The organism is Mesorhizobium sp. WSM1386, from assembly GCF_055901595.1.
Genome location: NZ_CM148373.1, coordinates 2,173,684 through 2,198,055 on the forward strand (window position 1 = coordinate 2,173,684; position 24,372 = coordinate 2,198,055).

The following is a 24,372-nucleotide window of genomic DNA, read 5'->3' on the forward strand; positions in this document are numbered from 1 at the left end:
CTCCTAGATGCCTGTGTCTTGCGGAGACTGTTTCCGCCATCTGCATTCATTGCTGTAACGTCTCGACATAACCGGCCAAATCATGGATCCGTTCCCTGGTGACGATTTCGCCGGCGTTAGGGCCATATTTCGTCACGTCGCCAGGCAGGAACTGGTTGCCCCACACCGGCATATCGCGATCGCCATGCGCGGGCACCATGCCGCGGCCATCGATCATGGCAAAGACGCGCCAGTAAGGGAATTCGCCGCCATTGCGCCTGGAGAGGCGCGTCAGGTCGCTCGGCCGCTTCATCAGTTCGTCGCCCAACGGTCCATCCCCCTTGCCATCCGGGCCATGGCAGACGGCGCATGAGTTCATGTATTCCGCCTTGCCGTCGCCGAGTTCCCGGGCGGTGGCCGCGTCAAACACCAATCCTGCCAGAGCCGCCGCGATCAGGAATCTCATGTGTGTTTCCTCGATTGATTGGCTGAAATCTACCGCCTCGCTTTGGCAGCGCGTTGATGCGGATCAATGCCGCCGCGGTCACGGTGTTTGATTCAACTCAATGAACGCGCTGGCCGTCCTCGCTAGTGACTGAAAACCACGACTGACCCTTCAATCGAAATCAGGAGTTGCCGCCGTGACTTTCAAGACACTGCTTACGGTTACCGGACCGAACCAGGGCGAGGGCGATCTGAAGCTCGCCGCCAACCTTTGCGAACAGGTCGGTGCCCATCTCTCCGTGCTCGTGCTCGAACTGGCAGCACCGCCCTCGGGCGGCGAGTATGCCGCTGTCGTCTCGCCTGCCTGGCTTGAGGAACGGCAGGCCGAGTTGAAAAGGCTCGAGAAACGAATTGCGAACGTCGCCGGGTTTCTCGCCCAGAGCGCCGTGTCTGCTGATCTGAGTGACGACTATCCCGACATGGGATGGGCAGACGACGTCATCGGAAGGCGTGCCCGCTACGCCGACCTGACCATTCTGGGACCGGATCTGCTGGCAAGCCATGCGCTGAAGGACAAAGTCATCGAGGGAACACTGTTTTCATCGGGAAAGCCCATTCTGCTTGTTCCCGAGGGCTCGCGCCCGACGCTGAACGCGAAACGCATCCTCGTTGCATGGGACGCCCGTCTTGAGTCATCGCGCGCCGTCCGCGAGTCGCTCGACATGCTGAAAGGCGCCGAAGATGTGCGCCTTGTCATCGTCGATCCCATTGAAAATGAGTTCCATCATGGTGAGGAGCCAGGTGCAGACGCCGCGGCCTATCTTGCCCGGCACGGCGTGAAGGTTACGGTCGATCGGCTGCCGAGCGCGAATCATTCGGTTGCCGACGTGCTTAGCCAGCATGCTGTCGATGTTGCTGCAGAGTTGATGGTGATGGGCGCCTATGGTCACTCCCGGTTGCGCGAACGCATTTTTGGAGGTGTCACCAAGTCAATGCTTGCGGGTCAGCCGTTGCCTGTCTTGATGGCGCGATAGCAATTCTACGGCAGGAGAAAAGGGCCGGTGCAGATTGCGCCGGCCCTTTTCGTCACTCGCAAGCCTTAATGGGCCGACTACTCGCTCGCTTCCCGTCCGGATGCCTGCTCGATCAGGATACGAAAGAAAACATGCGGTGCACTGTCGGCCGTGGGAGGAATGACGGGCTTGAGTGAGCCCGGCTCCCACCAGTCGGCGTGCTTGCTCAACACCGACCAGGCATGGTCCCGCTGGAGCTTATGGCCAATCCGGTCAGGCAGCTCCTCGTATCGGCCATCGACAACGACGCTTTTCCATCCGCGGCCCTGGCCATGTTCGTCGACTTGGATGCACACCAGCGGATTGGCGCGCATCCAATCGATCTTCTTGCCCGGCATTGAGAACGCGTAAAGATGGGCATCCGCATGGGCGTAGTGAATGGGCACGACGTAGGGCTGCTTATCCCTTGCGCATGCCAGGCGGCCAACGCGATTGGCCGTCAGGATTTTCGTGCATTCCAAGGCAGAAAGCGTGCGGATCAGCATGACATGACCTCCTATTTCTCACGGTTGTCCCGTGTCATTGATTTTGTGGTGGCTTTTGAGCCATGGCCAGCGGCGTGTTGCGCACTTCGATGCTGTCAGGCTTTTTGCGCGACCGAATAGCCTCGTCCATCGCAGCGGCGACATCGCTGTCGGAGAGCGGAGGAAAAAGCAAATACAGCAAATAGCCCAGGGCACGGAAATCTCCTGGCTGACTAAGGCAGACCACACGATCGGCTTCCCGTGCCAGGTCAGCAACTGTCTCCTGCGGTGAAACAGGGACTGCCACGATGATTTGCCTCGGTGACCGTCGCTTGAGGGCATGAAGCGAGTTAGCCCAAAAAGGCGACGAACACCTTGATGCGTATCAAGCGCGGCATCGAGGTCCGTTGCCGGCTCTGCATTTCGGGCAGGGGTGAAACGGTTGATCCTGATCAAGGACATGGCGAGGAATGGCGTCAGATTTGCCAGTTGGCGGCTTTCCTTTGCATGTCGTCGTAATGGAGCAATCGATAATGCACACTCGGACCAACTGTTGTCTTTGGACATGCCGTTGTTGCCGATGGCGGAGAATGGTCAGAAATTCTTCCTCACTGCTGCATCCCTTCAGATGCACGCCTTCAAGGCGATGATGCGCTATAACGTCGAGGCGCTGGCGTTTCTGAAGCATCGTTGTGAACAGGACGCCAAACTGGCCGATGACTTGATCACGGGTACGCAGTTCAATGACGCCTTCGACACCTTCGCCGCTTTCCTGCAGAATGCGACATCGCAATACGTGACCGAAGCTGGCAAGGTCGCCACACTGACCTCCCGGCTCGCCCCCGAAACAGCCAGACACATGCGCAAGGGCGCCAGGATCGCGATCGAGAATGCCGCGGCGAAGACAGTCGCGTAGACAGGCAATGCGGAGATCGTCAGACAACATGAACACCGTTTACAGGCATGGTCGTCTTAAGGCTTCCGTACTCGCACTGGTGTTACTCGGGTATGTACAGCCCGCCTCGGCCGACAGCGTGACGGAGCATGGCAAGGGGTTGGTGGAAGTCAATTGCGCCCGCTGCCACGCCATTGGAAAAACCGACGCGAGCAGTCATCCTGACGCCCCGGCGTTCCGTACCTTGTCAAAGCGCTATCCGATCACTGATCTCGAGGAGGCCCTCGCCGAGGGGATTTCGACTGGCCACCCGGACATGCCTGAGTGGATCGCAAGCCCCGACCAGATCGAGGCAATCATCGCTTACATCAGCACCCTGCAGGAGCCGTGACCCACGCTTCAAATGCGGCAGGCGATCGAGCCTTAATGCATCAATCGTGCAAAGGAGCGATCGATCTCGCGGCTGATTTGCGAGGCGCAAACCCGGCGAAGCGACTAGGGCAACATCCGGTCGGCGGCATGGAAGAACGAGCGAGCATGCGCCACGATCTGGGCCTCCGTAGGATGATCGGCAGGTTCGACGCCGACGATACGATCGTTCAAGTGGCGGTCGCGTATATGTTTTGCCAGCTCGTCTTTTGCCGATCCCGGCCCTACGATTAGCCATTCCTTCGCCGGCTGCAGGGCTGTGACGATGTCGTGGTAGAAGGACTGGTCTTCCGGCGCACGCTTGCCGTCGATGGTGCCTGCCTTGTTGTGGATTTGATGATGCGCAAGCGTGGTGGCAAGCTTCAGGCTTTCGGTTGTCTCGCGATTGAAGAAGAACACTTTGGCTTCGCGATGGTCCAGCCAGGCGACGGCATGTTGGGTCTGCATTCCGGAACATCCTTGCGTATATCGTTGAGGGGTAAATGCAATCATTCTCCGATGTCACCGACGGCGTTAAGCCGGCTGCGACTCCAGGATTGCGAGGACAGACCCAGGTTCAATGACCGCACTCGCTGATGCGACAATGGTCGCGCGACCAGCTGCCGGCGCGACAATCTCGTGCAGTGCGTCTTCAACGCGAACTTCAGCTATGCGTTCTCCGGCCTGGATTGTGTCACCGCTGGCAATGAACCAGCGTTCCAGGATGCCCTCCGGCAACATGCTGGAAGCCCATAGCGCTTCATCAACCTTGATATAGTGCATCGCGATTCTCCCTGTAGCGTCGAACGATATGCCCCTGCGCGGCGCAGTCCTTGATCACGATCAATCGGCCTATGACGCAGATGCCGCGATTGTACGGTGTTTGACGCGGACCAAATTCTGGTTAGGCAGCCCGCTTAAGATGGCCGCGCATCGCCAAAGCGAGGTCATGAATCGGTTCAGGGAAAGGTGCCTATCGCCATGGACGTCGGATCCGGTATGGGCGCTGCGATCGCGATCAATTGCGTTGCCCGCGACCGGCATATGATCGCGTCTGCGGTAGGAACCGTTATCGACATCGGTTCGACGCCGGCAATAGCGCCTGCGCGGCAGACGATTTCAGAAAATGATGCAGATCAAAGCGTACCACACTATTTGCGAAGATTTTGATGCGATGTGGGAACCAATCCTAAGCGCTCCCTTTGGTCGCGATCTCAAACTGGCCGTCATCGACGAGGACGGCGAGCACGCGCTTGTGTTTGCCTGCAGAAGGGAGAAGGAGGGCTGGAAGAATGCTGCCAGTGGTGCCCGGGTCGATATCCGACCGACCCATTGGCGCGACTGGGAAGGGACCGAAGTCAGGATTCGCAAACCTCTCGAGGACTCTCCTTAAGATCTGGATTCCACGATCAGCGCCATACGCACCAGGTGCGACAGACTGCTCGCCGCCATTTTGCTCATCACATTGGCCCGGTGGATTTCGACCGTGCGCGGACTGATCCCCAGATCGTAGGCGATCGTCTTGTTGGGCAGACCGGAAACAAGCCCGTCCAGTACCTGGTGCTCGCGGTCTGACAAGGTCGACAGACGCTCGCGGATATCCGCAGACTGGGGATGCGCCGCGTTCGCCTCGTTCCGGTTGGCCAGTGCAGAGCGGATCGCCAGGATCAGCATCTCGTCATCGAACGGCTTTTCGATGAAATCGGAAGCGCCTTCCTTCATGGCCTGAACGGCGAGCGCCACGTCGGCATGGCCGGTCATGACGATGACCGGAATCTTATGTCCACCTGTTCTGAGTTGCCGTAGCAATTCGATGCCGTCTATTCCCGGCATGCGCACGTCAGTGACGATGCAGCCGTCGAGATGGCCACTCGCTGCTGCGAGAAAAGCGGTCGCCGATTCATGCAGGCGCACGGCAAAGTCAGCCGTTGCCAGAAGAAAGCCAAGCGACTTGCGAACATCCACATCGTCGTCGACGACGTGGACCAGATCACTGTCGGCCATTTGTGACCTCATCCTTCTCAATGATGCGTAAGGTGAACCGAAAAGCGGTGCCACCCGTTGTCATTGCCTCGGCCCAGATGTGACCGCCGTGCGATTCAACGATGGTGCGGCAGATGGAGAGGCCGACACCCATACCCTGCTTCTTGGTGGTCACAAATGGCTGGAAGAGTTGCGCCGAAACCTCGGGCGCGAGCCCCGGACCGGTATCGATCACGCTCACTTCAGCCATGCCATCATCCCGGGCAACGGTTGTGATTTTCAATTCACGGCGCGGCGTTTCCTGCATGGCCTCCACCGCGTTGCGCATCAGATTGAGGAGAACCTGCTGAATCTGAATGCGGTCGGTCAACACCAGTTCCGCGGCAGGATCGAGCTTATAGCTGACCTGGACATTGATCTCCCTTGCGCCGACCAAGGCGAGCGACGAGGCCTCCTCAATCAGCGCCGGCAGTCGTTCCACCTGACGCTCGCTTTCGCCCCTGGCAACAAAATCGCGCAGATGTCGAATGACGTCGCCTGCCCGCAGGGCCTGCTCGGCGGCCTTTTCCACGGCATCCCGCAGCATCGGCGCGTTCTTTTCCTCGCTATTCTCGAGAAGCCGTCGGCTGCCCTTCAGGTAATTCGTGATGGCTGTCAGCGGTTGGTTGATCTCATGGGCAAGCGTCGATGCCATCTCGCCAAGCGCGGTAAACCGCGCCATGTGCAGAAGCTCCTGCTGCTGTTCCTGAATTCTTGCTTCCGCGCGATGACGTTCGGTCAGGTCGCGGCAAAAGCCGGTAAAGAAGCGTCCGGTTCCCGGGTGCATTTCGCCGACGGAAAGTTCCATCGGGAAAGTCGTGCCATCCTTGCGCGCCCCGGTCACGGTGCGGCCGAGCCCGATGATCCGACGCTCTCCCGTCGTCAGGTACCGAAGCAGATAGGTATCGTGCTCTTCGCGATATGGCGCCGGCATCAGCATTTTGACATTCCGTCCGATGACCTCGCCTGACTGGTAACCGAACAGCGTTTCGGCAGCCGTGCTGAAGGACTGGATACTGCCTTGCTCGTCAATGACGACCATCGCATCGGGCACGGTTGCCAAGATTGAACGCAGATGATCTTCGCGCAACAGAAGCGCAGCATTCGCAAATGAGAGGTCGCTGACATCCGTGCCTTCAATGAAGATGGCGGTAATTCGCCCATCGTCGGCCTTGATCGGCTGATAGACAAAATCCAGGATGCGCTCTTCAATTGGCCCATCACTGCTGTTGCGGAAGCCGACCTTCACGCCTTTGCCGCTATAGGGCTGGCCGGTCATGTACACACGGTCGAGCCGTTCGAGAAATTCGTGCCTCTCGAGTTCGGGAAAGGCCTCGCGCGCCGATTTTCCAATAATCTGCCGATCGCCAACGAGATGCTGGTAGGCGGCATTGGTCAGCACGAATACATGGTCAGGCTCACGTATCAGGGCCATGAATCCGGGAGCTTGCTCGAACATTTGCGACAACAGGGATTTCAGCGTCGTCCCGCCAGGTGTCAAACTGAATGCTTCGTCTTGGATCACCTGCGGTTCCTAGTCTCGAGACACATAAAGAAGGCCTAACTATCACTTCTCCGATCAGAGACAAAATGGATCGAGGCCGAAGTGTAGATGCAAAAGCAATTGGCCGGTTCTTTGACGCGCATCAAGGAAGCCAGCGCCAGTGAATGCAATTCATAGCGCGTCCAAATCGCTTGAGTGAAAGGCGCGTCCAATGTCCTATAAGTCCATAATAGCAAATCTCGCGGTCGACGCGCCCCCTGCTGCCATTGTGAAAGTAGGTATCGAACTCGCAGAGCGTTTTGGCGCCCATCTCATTGGTCTGGCGGCGGCGGATGTTCCGCCTCTGGTCGCGACGGGCGAAGGCATGGTCTACGAAGGCGAGGTCATGCAGGTTCAGCGAACCGAAATCGGAAAGCGTATTGCCGAACTGCGTGCCGAGTTCGAAAGCCTGGTCCCGGCTTCGATCACAAGCGAATGGGGCCAAGCCGTCTGCAGCCCGACCCGGTTCCTCAGCGTTTTCGCCCGCGCAGCCGACCTTGTCGTGACCGGTGCGTCGGGAGACGACGTGTTTCGCGCCGCCGATGTTGGCAGCCTGGCGCTCGGCATCGGCCGGCCAGTCCTGGTCATCGGAAACAACATCGAACACCTTCGCGCTAACACGGTCCTGGTTGCTTGGAAAGATACCAGGGAGGCGCGCCGGGCGGTAGCGGATGCCTTGCCCTTTTTGGCCAAGGCCAATGAGGTTGTCGTCGCCACGATCGCCAGCAACGGCGACGACAGCGTCCGTGACAGCCTCGCCGATGTGGCGGTCTATCTTGAGCACCATGGCATTATGGCCCAGACGGAACTGATCATCGGTGAAGTCGACGGCGAGCAGTTGTTGACATTCGCACGCTCGATCCATGCCGATATGATCGTCTCAGGCGCCTATGGCCATAGCCGCCTGCGCGAATGGGCGTTTGGTGGCGTCACCCGTACGCTGATTGAAGAGACCAGCATCAACCGTTTCCTGTCATATTGATGGAATCGAATATCGTGTCTCCGGGCGTGGACCAGGAATCCGTCACGGCGGCCGCAAGTCCCTATTGGTCGATCACCAGCGATGAGCTCGTGAGACGCTTGGCGACGTCCGCCACGTCTGGGCTGGCAGGATCCGAGGCCGCCTCTCGGCTCGTCAGATACGGCGCAAATATGCCGGCGTTGAAGCCAGGCGCGTCGGCGCTTACCGTGTTTGTTCGCCAGTTCCGCAGCCCACTCGTCCTGATCCTGATCTTCGCAGCCATCGTTTCGGCCTTCGTCGGCGAAGGTCAGGAGGCCGCAATCATCGGGGCGATCGTGCTGGCAAGTTGCGTTCTCAGCTTCACCCAGGAATATGGGGCGTCGCGAGCGACAGAGGCTCTTAAACAGCGTATCTCACGCAAGGCTATCGTGCTGCGCGATGGCCTCGAATCCTCCGTTTCTGCTGAAGAAATTGTGCCGGGCGATCTCATCCGGCTGTCGGCCGGAAACCTCATACCCGCCGATGGTATCATCCTCGAGGCGCTGGATTTCAACGTCAGCGAGGCGGTGCTGACCGGCGAAACCTTCCCCGTCTTGAAGGCGGCGGGGCGATCAGACCCCGATGCGCCCGTCGCCCAACGCAACAATGCGGTGCTTACCGGCACATCCGTGCGCAGCGGCACTGCAACCGTACTTGCGGCCGCGACCGGCGCCCACACCGAATTCGCCTCCATCGCAGCGGCATTGGAGCGACAAATCCCGGAAACGGGTTTTGCCCGGGGTATCAGATTGTTTGGCTATCTGATGACCGAGATCATGCTGGCGATCGTCATCATGGTGTTTTTTGCAAATCTGATGCTGCATCGTCCGCTGATTGAATCGCTGTTGTTTTCGCTGGCTCTCGCGGTCGGCCTCACCCCGGAGCTGCTCCCGGCCATTATCAGCGTAACGCTTGCTCGTGGCGCCCGCGCCATGGCTGCCAACGGCGTCATCGTGCGCCGCCTCGATGCCATCGAGAATCTCGGCAGCATGGACCTGCTTTGCACCGATAAGACAGGTACGCTGACGAAAGGTGTAATCCACCTCGATGGATGGTTCGATGTCGATGGTAATCCGTCTGAGGAGATCCTGCTTTGGGCTCGTCTCAACGCCACCCTACAGACCGGACTGAAGAATCCGCTCGATGAGGCCATTGCGGGGGGTGGGAGCGCTTCATTGGGTGCTTTCACCAAGGTTGACGAACTGCCTTATGATTTCATTCGCAAGCGCCTCTCCGTTGTTGTGCGAAGCAAGGACGGTGGCGACCTCCTGATCATGAAAGGCGCGGTACAGAACGTCCTCGAAACCTGCAGCTTCGTCGGCACAGCGAAAGGCCTGGAACCTCTCGAAGACGCTCACCGCGCGGCGATCGACAAGATATTTCGGCGCTGGAGCGCGGAGGGATATCGCGTCCTGGGGATAGCGACGCGTCGATTTGAAGGCTGCGGTCCCTACAGCAGGAAGGATGAGGTCGATCTCGCTTTCGCCGGTTTTCTGCTTTTCCTCGACCCGCCCAAGGAAGGCGTAAAGAACACGCTTGCCGAACTCGCCCACCGGGGCATCGCGGTGAAGGTCATTACGGGCGACAATCGCTACGTTGCCGCCCATCTTGCCCAAGCTGTCGGCTTGCGCAGCGATCGGATCTTGACCGGGGAGGAGCTGTCGAAGCTGACTAAGAGCGCGCTCTTTGCCGGAGTGCAGGACACTGATCTCTTCGTCGAGATCGATCCCAACCAGAAAGAACGCATCATCCAGGCCTTACGGAGCAGAGGCCATGTCGTTGGCTATCTTGGTGACGGTATCAACGATGCGCCCGCGCTTCATGAGGCCGACATCGGTGTCTCCGTCGACAGCGCATGCGATGTCGCGCGCGAGGCGGCCGATATCATCCTCCTCAAGCAGGATCTCGGCGTACTGGTGCGGGGCGTCGACGACGGCCGCAAGACGTTCGCCAACACCATGAAATATATCTCGATCACCACCAGCGCCAATTTCGGCAACATGATCAGTATGGCCGTCGCTTCGCTGTTCCTGCCTTTCCTGCCGCTTCTGGCAAAGCAGATCCTGCTCAACAATTTCCTTTCCGACGTTCCCTCACTCGCCATCGCCAGTGACAATGTCGATCAAGACCAACTGCGACGGCCTCGCCACTGGGACATCAGCTTCGTGCGGCGGTTCATGATCAGCTTTGGCCTTGTGAGCTCGTTGTTCGACTTCGCAACCTTCGCCTTCCTGCTTTTGTTCGCTCACGCAACGGCGTCGACATTCCAGACGGCCTGGTTCGTCGAATCCTTGTTGACGGAGCTCGCCATTGTGCTCATCGTGCGCACGCACGGAGCTTTCTGGGCGAGCCGCCCGAGCCCGTTGCTTGCCTGGCTCACGCTAGCCGTCGGAATTGTCGCGATCGCGATCCCTTATCTGCCGTTCGCGGCATGGTTCGGCTTCGTGCCTCTGCCGCTACCGGTGCTGGCCGGACTTGCCTCCATCACCGCGCTCTACCTATTGGCATCGGAGGCGACAAAGCGCTGGTTCTTTGATCGTGACCGGAGAGGGTACAAGTCGAGTTTGGCGACGCTTCGCAAAAACACGACAACGCTGGGGTCTCATTACTGAATTGCCCGCACCTATGTGATCGTGGCGCGGCGCCCCTCAGGAACCAAATCGTGCTGAAGGGGGTTCGGCCCCGCCGCGGGTGTCGTTGTTGCGGAGAGCGTGCTGGCCAAACATGACGAGCGCAATATACCCCAAGGACGTGGCCGAGGGCCTCAAGGACAGGGGCGTTTGGCAGGAGAGCAGAAACAACCAGCAGCTGGTGGCCAGACGAGCAATAAAAAACGGATGCGCCCAGCGGACTTTTGCGCTGCTCCAGTGCCGTGGCAAGAAGACTACGAAACCAGGATCACGGAGACCGGATCTGCGCAAAACAGATTGTCTTCGACGAACCTGACGCCTGCGACATTTTCAGCGGCGACGATGGCTGCCTGGCGCTCGCGTTCGTCGAAAATGGCGCCGCTGAGTTTCGCCACGCCCTTGTCCACCATCACGTTGATCAGGGCTTTGCCGGCCCATTTCTGCTTCGCAAGCTCGGCAATGATGCTCTGTCGTATCCGTTGGTCATCGATCGCTGTGGGCTCGGCATCCGGAAGGAGGCTGAGCAATGCCCGCACAATATCAGAGCGAGTAATAATGCCGACGACTCTCCTACCTTTCACGATCGGGATGCGTTTAACGTGGTGGTGCATCATGAGATCGACGATCTCGGCGAGTGACGCGGCAGGAGATGCAGTGACGACGCTGTCGGACATCACCTCTTCGATCCGTCGACCATTGGCCCCGACATATTCGTCGGCGGCTTTTCCGGGGCTGACCAGAAGCTCCAGCCAGCGCGAGCGCTTCTGTTGCGTGCCCAGTTCTCCTCGCTGCAGGAAATCGCCTTCGCTGACAATCCCCACCAGCGTGCCATCGCCACTAATGACAGGGAGGCCGCTGATCTTTTTCGACAGCATCAGCCCGGCCACCTCGGCGATCGAGGCAGACGGGTCCGTGCAGATGACTGGCTTGCTCATTATGGCTTCGGCTTGCATGGTCGCTCTCCGGAGATATTTCCATTCCCCAGCTTCCTAGATGCCGCATGAGCGATTGGCCTTGATCTGAATCATTTTACCCTCGAGACAAATGACCCAAGCTGGGCTGCAAATAACCGGGCGCGTGCCAGTCAACCAGCAATCGTGGTCTTGGCGACGTTCACGCCAAGTTCGTAGACAAGCAGTCCACCATAATAGGCCGTCGCCGTGACCAGAATTGCTCCGCCAATTTCGATCAGAGGAATAGCAATGGTCAGTAGCCGCAGTTCACGATTCCGCACCCAAAGGCCGAGCCTCACACAAGGCCCCAGATCAGAAACGCGAACGCTGTGATGCCTCCCAGGCTCTCGTGGATCTCCGCTATGTCACTGCTGAAGCCGGCCGCTTCGGCATGATCGAGGGCAAGTCCGCCATAGAACCAGGTTCCAATGGCGAAAGCCCCGGCTGCGAGGGCGATAAAAGTCGAAATCGTCCCCGCGCCAGAACGCTTGGTTACCGTGTTGCCACGGGCGAGCGCCACAAGGTCGATTACTACCAGTGTGTAGATGAGGGCAATGGGAAAATGCACGAGCATGGGATGAATATGCTGGACTGGAATCATGACAAGAAGATCTCCGGAGTGGCAAAGAGATGGCGCGGCGATAGAGTGGGCAAGTTTCGGCGATAGGGCAGTTGATCAGCGGGCGCTCGGCTCAATGGCAGGGCATAAGCTTTTCGATATTAGTCGCCGTCCCCCTGGCCGTCCTCGTCAGTGCTGCTGAAAACAGCTTTACTGGAAGCATAGCTGTCGCCGCATTCGTGGTCATCGCCAACGCCCTTGATCGCCTTGGGACCGGTGGCATCCTGCATGGGAATGGCCTCCAGATCGATTGGGCCGGCAGGGGCAATTGAGGATGACGCTCCGCATGAACCTTCTTCAGATTCAGCGGCTGCCGGCAGGGCAAAGGTCGAGAAGCATCCGAGTGCTACGAGTAAGAAAAACAGGGAATTACGCATGGTTTCGACATCCTTTTTTCTGCGCGGCCATGATTGGCCCCGATGAGGCCCTGATAGGGAACCTTTGCTTGCTGGCAGCTGTGGATGGTTGACAGCAAATTGAAAGCTTCGACGTGCGACATGCCTCGCTCATGATGGTCAACCTAAAGCGCCTCGCAATGCTGGGCCTGGCCGGGCTCGTCCTGGCCCAGCCACTCGCCGCGCGCGCTGACGAGGACGATGATGGCGATCATGACAGGGCGCGGGACCTCTACGAACACGGCGAGATAAAGGGCCTTTCCAATATCCTCGATATTGTTCGCGCGCAGGCTCCAGGCGACATCGTCGCGGTTGACCTCATCCGCAAGGCCAACAAATGGGTCTACCGATTCCAAGTCGTCGGCGCCGATGGCCGGCGAAAGACTGTCGATGTTGACGCCGGTGCCGGTGTCATCATGCGCGAAGGGGAGGGGGACTGATGAAGATCCTCCTGGCCGAGGACGAGCCCCGTATCGCCGCCGATATCGCAATAGCCCTTAAGGCATCCGGTATGGCGGTCGATATCGTTCGCGATGGAGAGGCTGCCTGGTTCGCAGGCGATGTAGAAAACTACGATGCTGCGATCCTGGACCTCGGGTTGCCGAAGCTCCACGGTCTGACGGTCTTGAAGCGCTGGCGGGCCAATGAGCGCAGGTTTCCGGTTCTCATCCTGACCGCAAGAGGCACGTGGACCGAACGAGTGGACGGCATCAATTCCGGTGCTGACGACTACCTTCCCAAGCCTTTCGAGATGGAAGAACTGCTCGCCCGATTGCGGGCAATCCTGCGGCGCTCGGCCGGGCAGTCGGCACCCATATTGAAGTGGGGGCTGTTGCTTCTGGATACGCGCCAGATGCGTATCTCGCTCCGTGGTGTTCCCGTTTCCCTGTCGCCGCTGGAGTACCGGCTCCTGGCATTTCTGATGCACCATGCCGGCCGAGTGGTGGCGCCGACCGAACTTGCTGAGCATCTCTACGATTCAGGGAACGACCGCGATCCGAACACGATCGAGGTGATCGTCGCGCGCTTGCGTCGCAAGCTTGGGAGTGGCGTCATCGAAACGCGGCGCGGCTTCGGGTATCTGATGCCCGATGATCCCGCCTGATGGGCAACTCGATCCGCTTCAGGCTGTGGCTGGCGGCAACGATCTCGATTCTTGTCGCGCTCGCCATAGCCGGCGCCGGCTTGCGCTATTTGTTCGAACTTCACGTCGAGCGGCGCGTTGTGGGCGAGCTGACGGTCGACCTCAATGAGTTGATCGGCGCAACGAGCTTCACAAGCGACGGTCACCTGGTGGTGGCCCCGGTGCTCACCGACCCGCGCTTCGCCAATCCGCTGTCCGGTTACTACTGGCAGGTCGAAGACGTCGCCACCGGCGGTCTCGAACGCTCGCGATCTTTGTGGGACGCCAAGCTGGTCCTGCCTGCCCGCAGCGCAAGTGGCGAGATGCGTACGGTAGAGGAGTTCACGGGTCCTGGGGGAGAACTCAGCATTGCGGTCGAGCGTACAATCATCGACGCTGGAGGTCGGTCCTTTCGCGCCATCGTGGCGGAAGACCATCGCACCGTTGAGATATCTGTAAGCGAATATGTTCGTGACCTCGCTCCGGCTCTCTTGATGCTCGCCGCAGTTCTCATGGCCGCGTTTTTCATCCAGATCACGATCGGTCTCGCACCTCTGGAGACCTTGCGGGCCGCCGTCGGAAGCGTGATTGCGCACCGAACGACACGGCTCGATGTGGTGGCACCGAGCGAAGTGCAGCCGCTCGCTGACGAAATCAATCGTCTTCTCAATGCCCAGGAGAAGGCTCTTGCTCGGGCCCGTTCGCGCGCCACCGATCTGGCGCACGGCCTCAAGACGCCGCTCCAGGTCCTGTCGGCTGACATCCGTGCCTTGCGCAAGAAAGGCGAGACGGATCTGGCCGACGAGATCGAGAAGAGCGCAGGAGCTATCCGGCGCCATGTCGAGCGGGAGCTCGCGCGCGCACGCCTCGCGCCCGGCGTTTCCGGCGAGGCATCCTGCCGGGTATCGGAGGTCGCGGCCGGCGTCATTGCCGTCGTCAAGCGCACGCCAACTGGCAGGCAGCTTTCGTTCAAGATGGATGTCGCGGAGGATCTGACTGCGCCAATCGACGAAGGCGACCTGTCTGAAATTTTGGGCAATTTGATCGAGAACGCGGCACGCTACGCGAAATCGTCGATCCGCATCGATGCATCGGCCACAACCGCCGAGGTGATCGTCACCGTCACCGATGATGGCCCGGGTATACCGGATGCCGATCGGGAAACCGCTCTGTTCCGTGGTGTCCAGCTCGACAGCAAGGGCGGCAGCAGCGGTCTTGGCCTGGCCATCGTTTCCGACATCGTCGAAGCCTATGGGGGACGCCTTGCCATGGCCAACGCCGATCCGGGCCTGGCGGTGACCATTTCCTTGCCGCGGCATAGTTGAGCATGCTTCAGGCAAAACCCGGGAAATAGTCGACCTTTATCTTCGAACGGCGCACGCCCATGACCAGCAGCTTCTGGCGCAGCGCCTTGACCATCGCCTGCGGACCGGAAATGTAGAAAGTGCGCTCGAGGTAGTCGGGTGTGGCCAGACGTATCAGGCGCTCGTCGATGTTGCCGGGATACTGGCCGCGCTCAGCACCTTTCGCCACAGCATGGATCGTCTTGATTCCCAGTTCCTGCTTGGCCGCGTCAAGCACATCGCGATATGCGATGTCCTGCTGGCCTTGGGTTCCGTAGAGGATGACGATCGGTCGCTGCTCTTTACGGTCGATGAGATATTGCAGCATCGAGCGGAACGGCGTGATGCCGATCCCTCCGGCCAGGAACGCGATCTTGGTTTCACGCCGGGCCGGCAGCGTGAAATTGCCGGCCAGTTGCGCGGCGTGGATCGTGCTGCCTGGCTTCATCGTCATCAATTCGCGCTTGAAGGCGCTCGATTGCGGATAGAACTTGACGCCGAAGCGGACTGTTTCCTCAGTCGGAGCCGAGGCGACCGTGAAATAGCGGCGGTTGCCGCGATTGTCGGCGCGATCGAGGCCAAGCGTCCATTCGAGATACTGGCCGGCCTCGAAGGCGAGCTTGCGCGGCGACCGGAAGACGAAGTCAAAGCTGTCGACGGCCGACTGCTCGATGCGTTCAAGAGTCAGCACGAAGCGTCCTTTGGGGCCTGCCGCATAGGCAAACAGGTTGCCGGCAATCAATGCCAATTCCGGCGTGAAATAGAACGAGCCGATATGGATGTTGGGAGCAAACAGAAAGCCGACGATGGCGGCAAAGGCGATACGCGGCCAACGCATCGTCGGCGCGGTCAGCGGCTCGGTCAGCATCACGAAGGCAAAGAACAGCAGAGGCGACGAACCCAGTGTCTCGGCAAGCGCGGTCCAGTATTGCGATGGATCGCTGGTTGCCAGAATGGTGGCCAGCGCCACGACAACAAAGGTCGATACAAGATCAAGCCGGCGCAGTTTGCGGACAATGAGCATGCCGCCGAAGAGCACGAGCGGCAGCAGCGGCAGATTGCCACCAACCCACCAGATGGCTGGTTGGTCGAGCAGCAGCGCGGACAGCGCCACGCCCAGCGCAGCCGGATTGAAAAGGTGCTTCCGGCCGATGGCGAGAATGAACTTGGATGATATCGCCCAGGTGGACGCGAATGCCACCGCCGCGATCCCCTTGATGTCCGTGACCGCAACCGGATTGAGGATAAGCGCAAGGATGAGCGCGGTGATGTAGACGGACTCGTTGTTGGCCGGGACTGCAAAGATCCGCGCAAAAACCTTGTTGGTAATCCAGCAGGCCGCCAGCGCCAAAGCCGTCGTGAAGGCGAGTGCAAGCGGGTCATGTGGCACCAGCTTGAAGAAGCCGAGCACGAACGCCACGCTGACTAGTGCGATCAGATAGTAGAGGACCAGCCGATACATGGTCAGATGATCGAGAAATCGGTCGATGGCTTTGATCATGGCTGGCAAAGGGCTCCGAACCCGGTTGTCGGCGTGGCGCGGCCGTTGACGTCGATGAGATAGCCTTCCAGGCCTGCCGTCTGCCCGATAAAGAGAATGCCGTCGCGGCCCATGGCGAAGGCAGCGGTGGCGAACCGGTCGGCGTCGAGCACGTCGGCGCCGATGACGGTCAGGCTGACGATGTCCTGGATTGGGCCACCACTTCCGTGCGGGTTGTAGATGTGTTGACCCCGGACATAGGTTCCGGAGGTCGCCACACCGCGACGGCGGGGATAGACGACCTTTACGATCTCGTCCGCGTTGAAGGGATTGCGGATGCCGACGCTCCAGTCTTGGCCCCGGGCATTCTTGCCGCAGGACTGGATATCGCCGCCCGCTTCGATGAAGAAATCGCTGATGCCGGCCCGTTGAACGATGCCTGCCGCATTGCGAATTGCCCAGCCCTTGACGATGCCGGAAGGATCGAGCGACCCGTCGGGCTTGCGAATATCGAAGTATCCGTCCGTCTCGTCTCTCGTCTGTCTGGCGAGAGCGAGCACTTCCATCATCTCGCCGCTCCAATCGGCGACCGGAACGTCGCCACGGTTGATGGCCGCGATCTCGCTGTCGGCCCGGTATGTGCTGAAGCGTCGATCGATATGCTCGAAATAGCCGAAGACCGTGTCGACCAGCTCACCGGTCGACGCGCCACCGATGTCGACCGTTATGGGCATGCCCATCAAAATGCGCGTTTCACGCATGGACCTACGACGACGCTTTCTTCAACGCGCCGCGCAGCGACTGGATGAAAGCCCTGCTGGTTAGCGTCGCGCCCGAAATAATGTCGACATTGGCGCTTTGGGCGCTGATCGCTTCGTCGCGCAGCATGGGCAGCGCTTGCCTGTTGATGTTGATGGAGGTGCGGCGGTCGGATGGGTATTTCAGCACTTTCAGCGCCGCAAGCTGCCCGCCCTGTACCAGGGCTTGAATCTGAATGAGGCCGTAGTAGGCATCGGCCGTGGGGCCGGTGTAGACGCCGTCGGCATAGATCTTCATGCCCAGCCGGATGACACGTGCCGGCGCATCCCGATATGCTGGCCTCGGCTGTGGGACTGGTATGTAGACGGCGGGAGTTACGGCGAATGAAGGTACCGATGGCGCAGGATCGGAGGCGGCCGGAGCCACTGCCTGCTCCAGTGGCGCTCGCGATGGTTGTGGTGCCACCTGAACCACTGTTTGCTTGACCGGATCATTTGGCCGTTCGGCGGGCGTTGCTATGCCAGCCGTCGTTTCCGGGGCAATCGGGAACCTTGTTCTGAACCGGGGCTCGAGGGGCGCCGGCAAGGTCCGAAGCAACGGCAAAGTCGCAAAGGGTGCTGGCTCTTTTGGCTGCGCTGAAGGCGCTTCGGCTGCGTCGGCCGGCAGCCCTTCGCCGAGCATATCGTTTGCAGGATCCTTGCCGGCCTGATCCCAGACATAAGCGCCCGAGGCGGCGATCACGAAAAGCGACAAGGCAATCTGTTTCATCGGGTGTGTTTCCACGTTGAATCTCGCAGGGCGGGCTATCTGGTCCGCTCCGGAGGCAATATCCCACGACCAAGCTGACAACTGGCTGTCAGCCTAGGCCGAGCTGCGAGGTGCCCGTTAAAGCTCATGGTTGAGACGGCAAATTGATTTGTCCTGGATCAACATGGTCACATAAGCAGCGAGGTAGGAAGGTTCTCAAGCGAGGTAGCTGCCTATGACTGTTGCCAACGAGCCGGCGAGATACACCGGAATCCAGATAGTGCTGCATTGGACAATCGCGGTGCTGATCGTCCTGCAGCTTGTAATCGGCGAGGACATCAAGCCGGCTTACCGGGCGTTCTCACGCGGCGCCGAGCCTGCGGCTGGCGACGTCTTCAACGCGAACATTCATGTCTATGTCGGTCTGGCCGTTCTGGTGCTGGCGATCTGGCGGCTCGCGGTCCGTCTACGGCATGGCGTGCCGGCGGCGCCGCCCGAAGAAAGCGTCCTGTTGAAGCGGATTGCCGCAGCCGCCCATTTCCTGCTGTATCTTTTCATTTTCGGGATGCCGATTACCGGGGCGTTGGCATGGTACTTCAGCTTTAGAGCGATGGGGGAGATTCACGAACTCGCCAAGCCGGTGATCATCATTGTCGTCGGCCTCCATGCCGCAGCAGCGCTGTGGCAACATTTCTATGTGAAATCGGATGTGCTGGTCAGGATGCTGCGACCTGCCGGACGGCGCGCGCGGTGATGTCATGAGCCGGCTGCACAATGAAAACCACCTTATATCCCGCGTCGGCTGGTTGCGCGCCGCAGTGCTCGGCGCCAATGACGGCATTGTGTCGACGGCTAGCCTCATCGTTGGCGTGGCGGCGGCCGATGCCGCGGCCTCCAATGTTCTGGTTGCCGGCGTAGCCGGACTGGTCGCCGGCGCGATGTCGATGGCGGCCGGCGAGTATGTCTCGGTCAGTTCGCAGTCCGATACCGAACAAGCCGACCTTGCGCGTGAGAAAGGGGAACTGTCGACGCAGCCAGATTCCGAGCGACAGGAGCTTGCGGAGATCTATGTCAAACGTGGGTTGGAGCCAACGCTTGCCTTTCAGGTCGCCGACCAATTGATGGCGAAGGACGCGCTTGGCGCCCACGCTCGTGACGAACTCGGTATTTCAGAGGTGACGACGGCTAGACCGATCCAAGCTGCGCTGTCGTCTGCGGCTGCATTTTCGGTTGGCGCGGCCATGCCATTGGCGATGGCACTTGTTTCGCCGGCCGCCTGGCTTGCCGCAACGGTGTCTGTTGCCTCGCTCTTGTTCCTGGCAGTCCTGGGTGCCATTGGGGCCAAGGTCGGCGGCGCCAATGTGCTGAGGGCAACAGCCCGTGTCACATTCTGGGGTGCGTTTGCCATGGCGCTGACGGCCGGCATCGGTGCCATCGTTGGTACTGCCGCCATCTGAGCACTGTGCGATTCTAGATTTCGTCGACGGCGCGAGCCGAGACCCTCAAGTTCCAGCCATCTGTCGGTGCCAAGCGGCATGGACCCGTCTCGGCACACTGCATACCGGCGGCTGTTCGAACGGGTAGTGTGCTGAGAGTTCTGCTAAATTCGCTGGGAGAGGGCGGTCTAGCCGCCGCGTCTCTCTGTAAGCCTCTGATATTTACTGAGAAATTTGGTAGCGGGAGAGGGACTTGAACCCCCGACCCCAGGATTATGATGCTTGGTGCGACTGCTGATTTTGTTGAGGAATTTGCCTCTTTGTCGCGTCTATGTCGCACTCAACCCAAAAGCGACCGCTCTGCCGCGGCCATTTCATCGGTATCGTCGCCACGGGGGAACAGGTGTCCATAGACGTCCATTGTCATCAAAATCGAACTGTGTCCGAGCCGTTCCTGGATGACCTTAGGGGGAAGGCCCAAGCCACCATCCTGCGGCCGATTGATCGACCACGAGGCATAGAAATGGCGAAGGGCATGCATGCCGCCATACTTGCCCACCATGATGGCCTCACCAGCGTCATCTCGCTCATCGCTCGGCACTGTCACCCCCGCCGCGATCTGGGTCGGCAGGAAGCCGCGCTTGGTCATGTTCGACCGGCTCTCGATATTACCGCTGCCGGTCGGGAACACGTAGTGGAGTTCCTTCACCGGATTGCCAGCGGCGTCGATTTCCCCGGTCGGTCGGCGAGGGCAGGCGAGCTTCCATTCTCTCAGGGCGTTGATGACCATCGGCGGAACCGGGATCGTCCTTTCTCCCGCTTCCGACTTCGGCCGGCCGATCTCGCCATAGTCGTCGGCGCGCTGGTACACACTGATTTGCGCACGCTCGAAATCGACATCCTGCCACCGCAGGCCGCGCAGCTCTGACGATCGCATGCCGGTGAAAATCGCGGTTATCAGCAGAGGGCGCCAGCGGCCGGTCGCCGCGCCGACTATGGCCTTGATTTCTTCGCGGGTCGGAATTTCGACGCCAATCTTAAGTCTGCTTTTCTGGCGCTTGTCGGCTTGCCGCTCCTTGCCTCTTCGACGCGCGCCGCGGAGATCCTTGACCGGATTCCGGGTGGCAAGGCCGCGTTCCTGTGCGTCTGAAAAGATGGAGGCCAATGAACCCATGACCTTTCGAACCATCGCCGGCGAGCGGCCGTTCTCCCGCAGTTTGTCGGCGAACTCGCGGGCGCCCGGCACGGTGAAGTGCGATAGAAGCGTTTGCCCGATGAATGGCTCGATGTGCAGTTGCATATGGCGCTTGCGCTGGTCGATCGATGACCGCTCGAGCCCGTCCTGTTCGCCGGTCGCAATCCAGAACGCGCCCGCAGCCTTCACGGTCACGCTCGCACTGTCGGCGACGTGCGACCCTGCCCGTACCTCGACCTTGGCCGTGGCCGCGAAGCTGTCCGCGTCCTTTTTCTTCGCGAAGGTCTTCAGCCGGCGAACACCTTTGCCGTCGGCATAGTCGACGACCCAGGCGGTTTTCTCCTCGCCCTTGCCGTTCGTCCATGTGCGCTTGCGGATCGACATCGGAATCAACCTTTCTCGGCATTTCTGACGCGCATTGCTGCGACACGGCATCGGTCGGAGCAGTATTTGGCGTGTGAGCGGCGACCAGTTAGCGGACCGGTGAGGAAATACTTGCCGCAGTGTTCGCAGTTGGTGGCCACGGCGCCGACTTCATGGGCGAGGGCGATTTCCATCACCATGTAGCTGGCCAGCGATTCCGGATGAAGAATAAGGCGCAACGAATTCGCATCGTTCGGCGCCAGTTCGAAGGACGGCTTGAGAGAGACGCCTTTCGCCGTGACCTCATTCATCAGATAGTTGGCCTGCGGGTGCAGCGGGCTCATGGCCGGCGATGCCCACTTGAGGCCGACCATCATCGTCTCCTGTAAATGTTGGATCCAGGGAACAAATCCAACCCACCAATCATCCTGTTTTTGGACCTGGCCAAATCTGGCGACGAACGCCGCGCGATCCTTGTCGTCCCGGCAGTTGAGGAAGTGAACGACGATCGGGTTTTCCAGGTCCGAGATTTCGTAGGTTACCGGGACAGTACGATCTGACCGAGCTCTGATTGCCCGGCCGTCGCCGCCAATGTGCTTTTTCGCGAATTCTTTGTCGTCCACCAAGTCGACGCCATCAGCGGGACGTTGCCATTCCAAACGGACAGGGATCATTGCGCCTTGGTTCCTTGTTACGGACTTTGTTGAGTATTCGTTATGTGGGACGATTACCAGCGTTTTTCGAATGGCGCAACAATCTTCTGTTTGTTACGGTCTTTTCCACAAATACCGAACAACAGGAGGTCCACTTTGACGACGACAGACAATCAGCCAATCGATCTGGTGTGGGGAGCGGAAGCCATCGCGCTAGTGATTGGGGCCAAGCCTCGGCAGACGTTTCACCTGCTGGAGACGGGGCAGATTCCCGCAAAGAAAGTGGGTGGCCGTTGGGTCGCTGAGCGCGGCAAACTCACCAGGTTCTTCCTGGGTGAGGAGGCCGCTTAAATGACCGGCCGCCCCGAGACTGAAGACCACACTTCCGAGCCGTCGACGATCGAGCGCGGCGAGCGCTTCCTGACCGAAGTGCCGCGCCATCTGAGGGGCCCGGCAATCCCCGCCCTTCGTGAGATCGGCCTCAGCCCGAAAGAAGCCTGCGAAGCCGTCCGGCGCCATAATCTGGCAATGGCGAGGGCACACTGATGGCCGAGATCACCCCCGACCTCATCGATAAATGCCGGCGGTTCCTGTCCTATGCCTCCGACAAGCGCGCGCCCGACCTGGTGCTTGCCGAGCGCTTCCAACTCGATCGCCCAACGGCCTGTCAGATCGTCAAGGCGATCGAGAAAGCGGCATCATGACCGAGCAAATTCAACCCCGATTGAAAAAGGTCCGGGGCATGGCGCAAGCCTCGCTCGATCTGATCGCGGCGATGCACAAGATCGCCGAGGAGATGCAGCCTATCACTGGCCGAGGCATCGGCTACAAGCTGTTCACGGCCGGGCTGATCCCGTCGATGTCGACCAATGACATGCAGAAGGTCTATCGCCTCCTGCGGATCGCCAGAGAGCAAGGCGACATTCCATGGGACTGGATCGTTGACGAGACCCGAGAACTGGAGCGGGTTTCGACCTGGGATGATCCCGCGCAGTACGCGCGCGCCGTGGCGCGGTCCTATCGTCGCGACTTCTGGAATCAGCAGCCTTATCGCGTCGAAGTCTGGAGCGAAAAAGGCACTGTTCGCGGCGTCCTCAAGCCGGTGCTCGACCAATACGCGGTCGGCTTTCGTGTTATGCATGGTTTCGCCAGTGCGACCACGGTCAACGACATCGCCACAGATGATGACGGGAGACCGCTTATTGTCCTCTACGCCGGCGACTATGATCCGAGCGGCATGTACATGTCAGAGGAAGATCTGCCCCGGCGCCTCGCCGAATACGGCGGCTCCCATGTCCGGTTTCGGCGGATCGCGTTGACCGTTCACCAGGTAAACGGTCTCCCATATTTTCCGGCGACCGACAAAAAAAGCGACATGCGATACCGCTGGTTCATCCGCAACCATTCGCACCATTGCTGGGAACTCGACGCTATGGACCCGCGCGACCTGCGCGAGTGCGTGGAGCGGGAGATCAAAGGCTTGATTGAGCCGGAAGCTTGGGCGCGCTGTGAGACTGTAAATGCGGCCGAGCTGGAATCGCTGCAGTCGATCCTTTCCGGATGGAGGGCGGCATGACCGATCTCGCCTGGATGAAGGTCTATATTGGCACTGAAACCGCTTTGACCGCGCATCTTACGGCCGAGGAGTTTGGCGCCTATGAGCGCTTGCGCCGGCACTACTGGCAGCACGGCTCGATGCCTTCAGACGACGCTCGCCTTATGCGCATCAGCGGGATCGATCCAGACAGGTGGGAGGTCGTCGCCCAGACTATCGGGCCATTGATGTCGGAAGGGCTTCAGCGTCTCGACGCGGAGCGGTCTGACGCTACCGTCAAGCGTGAAAAGAAGGTCGCGGCGGGGCATAGAGGCGCTGAAGCCAGGTGGCGCATCAATGGCAGAACCAATGCGCTTGCCAATGGCACAACTATGGCAACCGCATCGGATACGATGGCAGACGCATCGTTTTGCCAATGGCCATCAGCATCAGCATCAGCATCAGACAAGATTGCTCCGGATGAAAAAGAAGAAAGGTTAGAGCCTGCGCGCGCGAAGGAACCGAATATCCTGCTGATGTCGATGGCTGAGGCGCAGGCTCATCTCGAGGCGAAGGAGAAGGCAGCAAACTCCTACGCCAAAGCGAAGGGTTTGACCGCATGAGCGGGCGTGCCGTTGACCATCTGCCAGTGAGCATCAGCCTATCTCGGCCTGCCAGGCGGCAGCGCAGCATTAAGCCTGTTGTCGCTAGCTTCCGGCCTGAGGGGGCCGCGATATCGCCGCGGTGGCGCCGCGCCTACAAGGTCATGGATGGGCGGCTGATTAACCAGGCGCACGTCCAGATCGACCGACTTACGTGTGAGCCACGGCGGCAGCATCTCTCTGACAACCGATTTGAGGTAACCGACCATGATAGGGCAACGCATGCTGCCTTCGGTGGGTTCCGTCGCCTGGCAGCCGGTCCGGGAAGGCGACCGGTTGGAGGCGATGCATGACGCTAGCCCAACAGGATCCGCACTTGGCCAGGCTCATGGCGGAGATCAAAGCGGCGGAGGCCGCACTTGCCGCAAGGCTGGCCGATCTGAACGGTTACATCGGGCAGGTCGACCAGAGTGTTCCAACAGCGCCCGCGGTATCTGCTTTTGTGGAGCCGGAAAGACGGACAGAACTTATCGGCAAGGAGTGGATCGAGGTGTCAACGGCGGCGCAACGTTTCGAGATATCGAAGGAAGTCGTTCGATCGTGGTGCCAACGGAATAAGGATTTCGGCTGGCGTCCAGGCGGTCGCTGGTATGTCTCGATTTCGAAAGTGCAGGCAAAGCTAGGCATCCGATAGACTGTCGCGTTTGTCGCG

The 24,372-nt window shown here is 59.8% G+C and carries 33 protein-coding genes; 17 read left to right on the top strand and 16 right to left on the bottom strand.

Annotated elements, in window-relative coordinates:
* Nucleotides 1-46: 46 nt before the first annotated feature.
* Nucleotides 47-445 (bottom strand): c-type cytochrome, encoded by a 399-nt coding sequence (locus AC0NIH_RS10545; RefSeq protein WP_023765255.1) that lies wholly within the window; start codon nucleotides 443-445, stop codon nucleotides 47-49.
* 175 nt (nucleotides 446-620) lie between these two features.
* Between AC0NIH_RS10545 and AC0NIH_RS10550 the strand changes: the two genes are divergently transcribed.
* Entirely contained in the window at nucleotides 621-1,457 is an 837-nt protein-coding gene (locus AC0NIH_RS10550; RefSeq protein WP_473467867.1) for a universal stress protein, read from the top strand.
* A 77-nt stretch (nucleotides 1,458-1,534) separates the two neighbouring features.
* On the opposite strand, the gene AC0NIH_RS10555 is transcribed toward AC0NIH_RS10550, so the two are convergent.
* On the bottom strand, nucleotides 1,535-1,981 hold the full coding sequence (locus AC0NIH_RS10555) for a pyridoxamine 5'-phosphate oxidase family protein (protein ID WP_023765257.1): 447 nt from the start codon (nucleotides 1,979-1,981) through the stop codon (nucleotides 1,535-1,537).
* 34 nt (nucleotides 1,982-2,015) lie between these two features.
* Nucleotides 2,016-2,267, bottom strand: a complete 252-nt coding sequence (locus tag AC0NIH_RS10560; protein WP_198028430.1) for a hypothetical protein — start codon at nucleotides 2,265-2,267, stop codon at nucleotides 2,016-2,018.
* Between the two features lie 135 nt (nucleotides 2,268-2,402).
* On the opposite strand from AC0NIH_RS10560, the gene AC0NIH_RS10565 reads away from it, so the two are divergent.
* Nucleotides 2,403-2,876 carry a phasin family protein gene (locus AC0NIH_RS10565; RefSeq protein WP_473467864.1) on the top strand — a complete coding sequence of 158 codons (474 nt, stop codon included), beginning with the start codon at nucleotides 2,403-2,405 and terminating at the stop codon, nucleotides 2,874-2,876.
* Nucleotides 2,877-2,904: 28 nt separating this feature from the next.
* Entirely contained in the window at nucleotides 2,905-3,246 is a 342-nt protein-coding gene (locus AC0NIH_RS10570) for a c-type cytochrome (protein ID WP_023765260.1), read from the top strand.
* Nucleotides 3,247-3,350: 104 nt separating this feature from the next.
* Here the strand turns inward: AC0NIH_RS10570 and AC0NIH_RS10575 are convergent, their stop codons facing one another.
* On the bottom strand, nucleotides 3,351-3,731 hold the full coding sequence (locus AC0NIH_RS10575) for a hypothetical protein (RefSeq protein ID WP_023779513.1): 381 nt from the start codon (nucleotides 3,729-3,731) through the stop codon (nucleotides 3,351-3,353).
* A gap of 66 nt (nucleotides 3,732-3,797) precedes the next feature.
* Nucleotides 3,798-4,046, bottom strand: coding sequence for a lipoyl domain-containing protein (locus AC0NIH_RS10580; RefSeq protein WP_473467861.1), 249 nt, complete (start codon nucleotides 4,044-4,046; stop codon nucleotides 3,798-3,800).
* Nucleotides 4,047-4,389: 343 nt separating this feature from the next.
* Here AC0NIH_RS10580 and AC0NIH_RS10585 point away from each other — a divergent pair, with 343 nt between their 5' ends.
* A complete protein-coding gene (locus tag AC0NIH_RS10585) occupies nucleotides 4,390-4,656 on the top strand; it encodes a hypothetical protein (RefSeq protein ID WP_473467859.1) in 267 nt (88 codons plus the stop codon).
* On the opposite strand, the gene fixJ is transcribed toward AC0NIH_RS10585, so the two are convergent.
* On the bottom strand, nucleotides 4,653-5,267 hold the full coding sequence (gene fixJ / locus AC0NIH_RS10590; protein ID WP_023765264.1) for a response regulator FixJ: 615 nt from the start codon (nucleotides 5,265-5,267) through the stop codon (nucleotides 4,653-4,655). The genes AC0NIH_RS10585 and fixJ overlap by 4 nt on opposite strands.
* The gene (locus tag AC0NIH_RS10595) at nucleotides 5,254-6,810 is read right to left on the bottom strand and encodes a PAS domain S-box protein (protein WP_473467858.1); all 1,557 of its coding nucleotides are present in this window, start codon (nucleotides 6,808-6,810) and stop codon (nucleotides 5,254-5,256) included. Before AC0NIH_RS10595 ends, fixJ begins: the two co-directional genes overlap by 14 nt.
* 190 nt (nucleotides 6,811-7,000) lie before the next feature.
* Between AC0NIH_RS10595 and AC0NIH_RS10600 the strand changes: the two genes are divergently transcribed.
* A complete protein-coding gene (locus AC0NIH_RS10600; protein ID WP_473467857.1) occupies nucleotides 7,001-7,810 on the top strand; it encodes a universal stress protein in 810 nt (269 codons plus the stop codon).
* Nucleotides 7,810-10,440, top strand: coding sequence for a magnesium-translocating P-type ATPase (mgtA, locus tag AC0NIH_RS10605; RefSeq protein WP_473467854.1), 2,631 nt, complete (start codon nucleotides 7,810-7,812; stop codon nucleotides 10,438-10,440). The genes AC0NIH_RS10600 and mgtA overlap by 1 nt, the downstream gene beginning before the upstream one ends.
* Before the next feature lie 272 nt (nucleotides 10,441-10,712).
* Here mgtA and AC0NIH_RS10610 read toward each other — a convergent pair whose 3' ends face one another.
* From AC0NIH_RS10610 to AC0NIH_RS10625, 4 genes are all read right to left on the bottom strand, one after another.
* On the bottom strand, nucleotides 10,713-11,411 hold the full coding sequence (locus AC0NIH_RS10610; protein ID WP_473467852.1) for a CBS domain-containing protein: 699 nt from the start codon (nucleotides 11,409-11,411) through the stop codon (nucleotides 10,713-10,715).
* Nucleotides 11,412-11,542: 131 nt separating this feature from the next.
* The gene (locus tag AC0NIH_RS10615) at nucleotides 11,543-11,710 is read right to left on the bottom strand and encodes a hypothetical protein (RefSeq protein ID WP_473467850.1); all 168 of its coding nucleotides are present in this window, start codon (nucleotides 11,708-11,710) and stop codon (nucleotides 11,543-11,545) included.
* Entirely contained in the window at nucleotides 11,707-12,012 is a 306-nt protein-coding gene (locus AC0NIH_RS10620; RefSeq protein WP_473467849.1) for a DUF2231 domain-containing protein, read from the bottom strand. Before AC0NIH_RS10620 ends, AC0NIH_RS10615 begins: the two co-directional genes overlap by 4 nt.
* Nucleotides 12,013-12,131: 119 nt before the next feature.
* Nucleotides 12,132-12,407 carry a hypothetical protein gene (locus AC0NIH_RS10625; protein ID WP_287269517.1) on the bottom strand — a complete coding sequence of 92 codons (276 nt, stop codon included), beginning with the start codon at nucleotides 12,405-12,407 and terminating at the stop codon, nucleotides 12,132-12,134.
* Nucleotides 12,408-12,565: 158 nt separating this feature from the next.
* Between AC0NIH_RS10625 and AC0NIH_RS10630 the strand changes: the two genes are divergently transcribed.
* The 3 genes from AC0NIH_RS10630 to AC0NIH_RS10640 all read left to right on the top strand — a co-directional run bounded on the left by AC0NIH_RS10630 (nucleotide 12,566) and on the right by AC0NIH_RS10640 (nucleotide 14,873).
* Nucleotides 12,566-12,865 (top strand): PepSY domain-containing protein, encoded by a 300-nt coding sequence (locus AC0NIH_RS10630; protein WP_245264200.1) that lies wholly within the window; start codon nucleotides 12,566-12,568, stop codon nucleotides 12,863-12,865.
* Nucleotides 12,865-13,530, top strand: a complete 666-nt coding sequence (locus tag AC0NIH_RS10635; RefSeq protein WP_473467847.1) for a response regulator transcription factor — start codon at nucleotides 12,865-12,867, stop codon at nucleotides 13,528-13,530. Before AC0NIH_RS10630 ends, AC0NIH_RS10635 begins: the two co-directional genes overlap by 1 nt.
* Before the next feature lie 119 nt (nucleotides 13,531-13,649).
* A complete protein-coding gene (locus tag AC0NIH_RS10640) occupies nucleotides 13,650-14,873 on the top strand; it encodes a sensor histidine kinase (protein WP_473467846.1) in 1,224 nt (407 codons plus the stop codon).
* Nucleotides 14,874-14,880: 7 nt separating this feature from the next.
* Here AC0NIH_RS10640 and AC0NIH_RS10645 read toward each other — a convergent pair whose 3' ends face one another.
* Genes AC0NIH_RS10645 through AC0NIH_RS10655 form a run of 3 tightly spaced genes read right to left on the bottom strand, consistent with a single transcriptional unit; the run spans nucleotide 14,881 to nucleotide 17,898 of the window.
* On the bottom strand, nucleotides 14,881-16,392 hold the full coding sequence (locus tag AC0NIH_RS10645; RefSeq protein WP_473467844.1) for an RnfABCDGE type electron transport complex subunit D: 1,512 nt from the start codon (nucleotides 16,390-16,392) through the stop codon (nucleotides 14,881-14,883).
* Nucleotides 16,389-17,111 (bottom strand): FAD:protein FMN transferase, encoded by a 723-nt coding sequence (locus tag AC0NIH_RS10650; RefSeq protein WP_473467842.1) that lies wholly within the window; start codon nucleotides 17,109-17,111, stop codon nucleotides 16,389-16,391. Before AC0NIH_RS10650 ends, AC0NIH_RS10645 begins: the two co-directional genes overlap by 4 nt.
* 25 nt (nucleotides 17,112-17,136) lie before the next feature.
* A complete protein-coding gene (locus AC0NIH_RS10655; protein ID WP_473467840.1) occupies nucleotides 17,137-17,898 on the bottom strand; it encodes an FMN-binding protein in 762 nt (253 codons plus the stop codon).
* Nucleotides 17,899-18,178: 280 nt separating this feature from the next.
* Here AC0NIH_RS10655 and AC0NIH_RS10660 point away from each other — a divergent pair, with 280 nt between their 5' ends.
* Together AC0NIH_RS10660 and AC0NIH_RS10665 are read left to right on the top strand one after the other, a co-directional pair.
* Nucleotides 18,179-18,631, top strand: a complete 453-nt coding sequence (locus AC0NIH_RS10660; protein WP_474025210.1) for a cytochrome b — start codon at nucleotides 18,179-18,181, stop codon at nucleotides 18,629-18,631.
* Between the two features lie 4 nt (nucleotides 18,632-18,635).
* Entirely contained in the window at nucleotides 18,636-19,334 is a 699-nt protein-coding gene (locus AC0NIH_RS10665) for a VIT1/CCC1 transporter family protein (RefSeq protein WP_473467837.1), read from the top strand.
* 319 nt (nucleotides 19,335-19,653) lie between these two features.
* On the opposite strand, the gene AC0NIH_RS10670 is transcribed toward AC0NIH_RS10665, so the two are convergent.
* Both AC0NIH_RS10670 and AC0NIH_RS10675 read right to left on the bottom strand, forming a co-directional pair.
* A complete protein-coding gene (locus AC0NIH_RS10670; protein ID WP_473467836.1) occupies nucleotides 19,654-20,892 on the bottom strand; it encodes a tyrosine-type recombinase/integrase in 1,239 nt (412 codons plus the stop codon).
* Between the two features lie 5 nt (nucleotides 20,893-20,897).
* Nucleotides 20,898-21,545 (bottom strand): hypothetical protein, encoded by a 648-nt coding sequence (locus AC0NIH_RS10675; protein ID WP_473467835.1) that lies wholly within the window; start codon nucleotides 21,543-21,545, stop codon nucleotides 20,898-20,900.
* Nucleotides 21,546-21,680: 135 nt separating this feature from the next.
* Between AC0NIH_RS10675 and AC0NIH_RS10680 the strand changes: the two genes are divergently transcribed.
* From AC0NIH_RS10680 to AC0NIH_RS10705, 6 genes are all read left to right on the top strand, one after another.
* The gene (locus AC0NIH_RS10680) at nucleotides 21,681-21,875 is read left to right on the top strand and encodes a DNA-binding protein (protein ID WP_473467833.1); all 195 of its coding nucleotides are present in this window, start codon (nucleotides 21,681-21,683) and stop codon (nucleotides 21,873-21,875) included.
* Nucleotides 21,876-22,070: a hypothetical protein gene (locus tag AC0NIH_RS10685; protein ID WP_473467831.1), complete on the top strand. Its 195-nt coding sequence runs from the start codon at nucleotides 21,876-21,878 to the stop codon at nucleotides 22,068-22,070. It begins immediately after the preceding gene.
* Nucleotides 22,070-22,228 carry a hypothetical protein gene (locus AC0NIH_RS10690; protein WP_473467829.1) on the top strand — a complete coding sequence of 53 codons (159 nt, stop codon included), beginning with the start codon at nucleotides 22,070-22,072 and terminating at the stop codon, nucleotides 22,226-22,228. The genes AC0NIH_RS10685 and AC0NIH_RS10690 overlap by 1 nt, the downstream gene beginning before the upstream one ends.
* Nucleotides 22,225-23,100: a hypothetical protein gene (locus tag AC0NIH_RS10695; protein WP_473467827.1), complete on the top strand. Its 876-nt coding sequence runs from the start codon at nucleotides 22,225-22,227 to the stop codon at nucleotides 23,098-23,100. Before AC0NIH_RS10690 ends, AC0NIH_RS10695 begins: the two co-directional genes overlap by 4 nt.
* Nucleotides 23,097-23,681, top strand: a complete 585-nt coding sequence (locus tag AC0NIH_RS10700) for a DUF1376 domain-containing protein (RefSeq protein WP_473467825.1) — start codon at nucleotides 23,097-23,099, stop codon at nucleotides 23,679-23,681. The genes AC0NIH_RS10695 and AC0NIH_RS10700 overlap by 4 nt, the downstream gene beginning before the upstream one ends.
* Nucleotides 23,682-24,009: 328 nt before the next feature.
* On the top strand, nucleotides 24,010-24,354 hold the full coding sequence (locus AC0NIH_RS10705; protein ID WP_473467823.1) for a hypothetical protein: 345 nt from the start codon (nucleotides 24,010-24,012) through the stop codon (nucleotides 24,352-24,354).
* Nucleotides 24,355-24,372 lie beyond the last annotated feature (18 nt).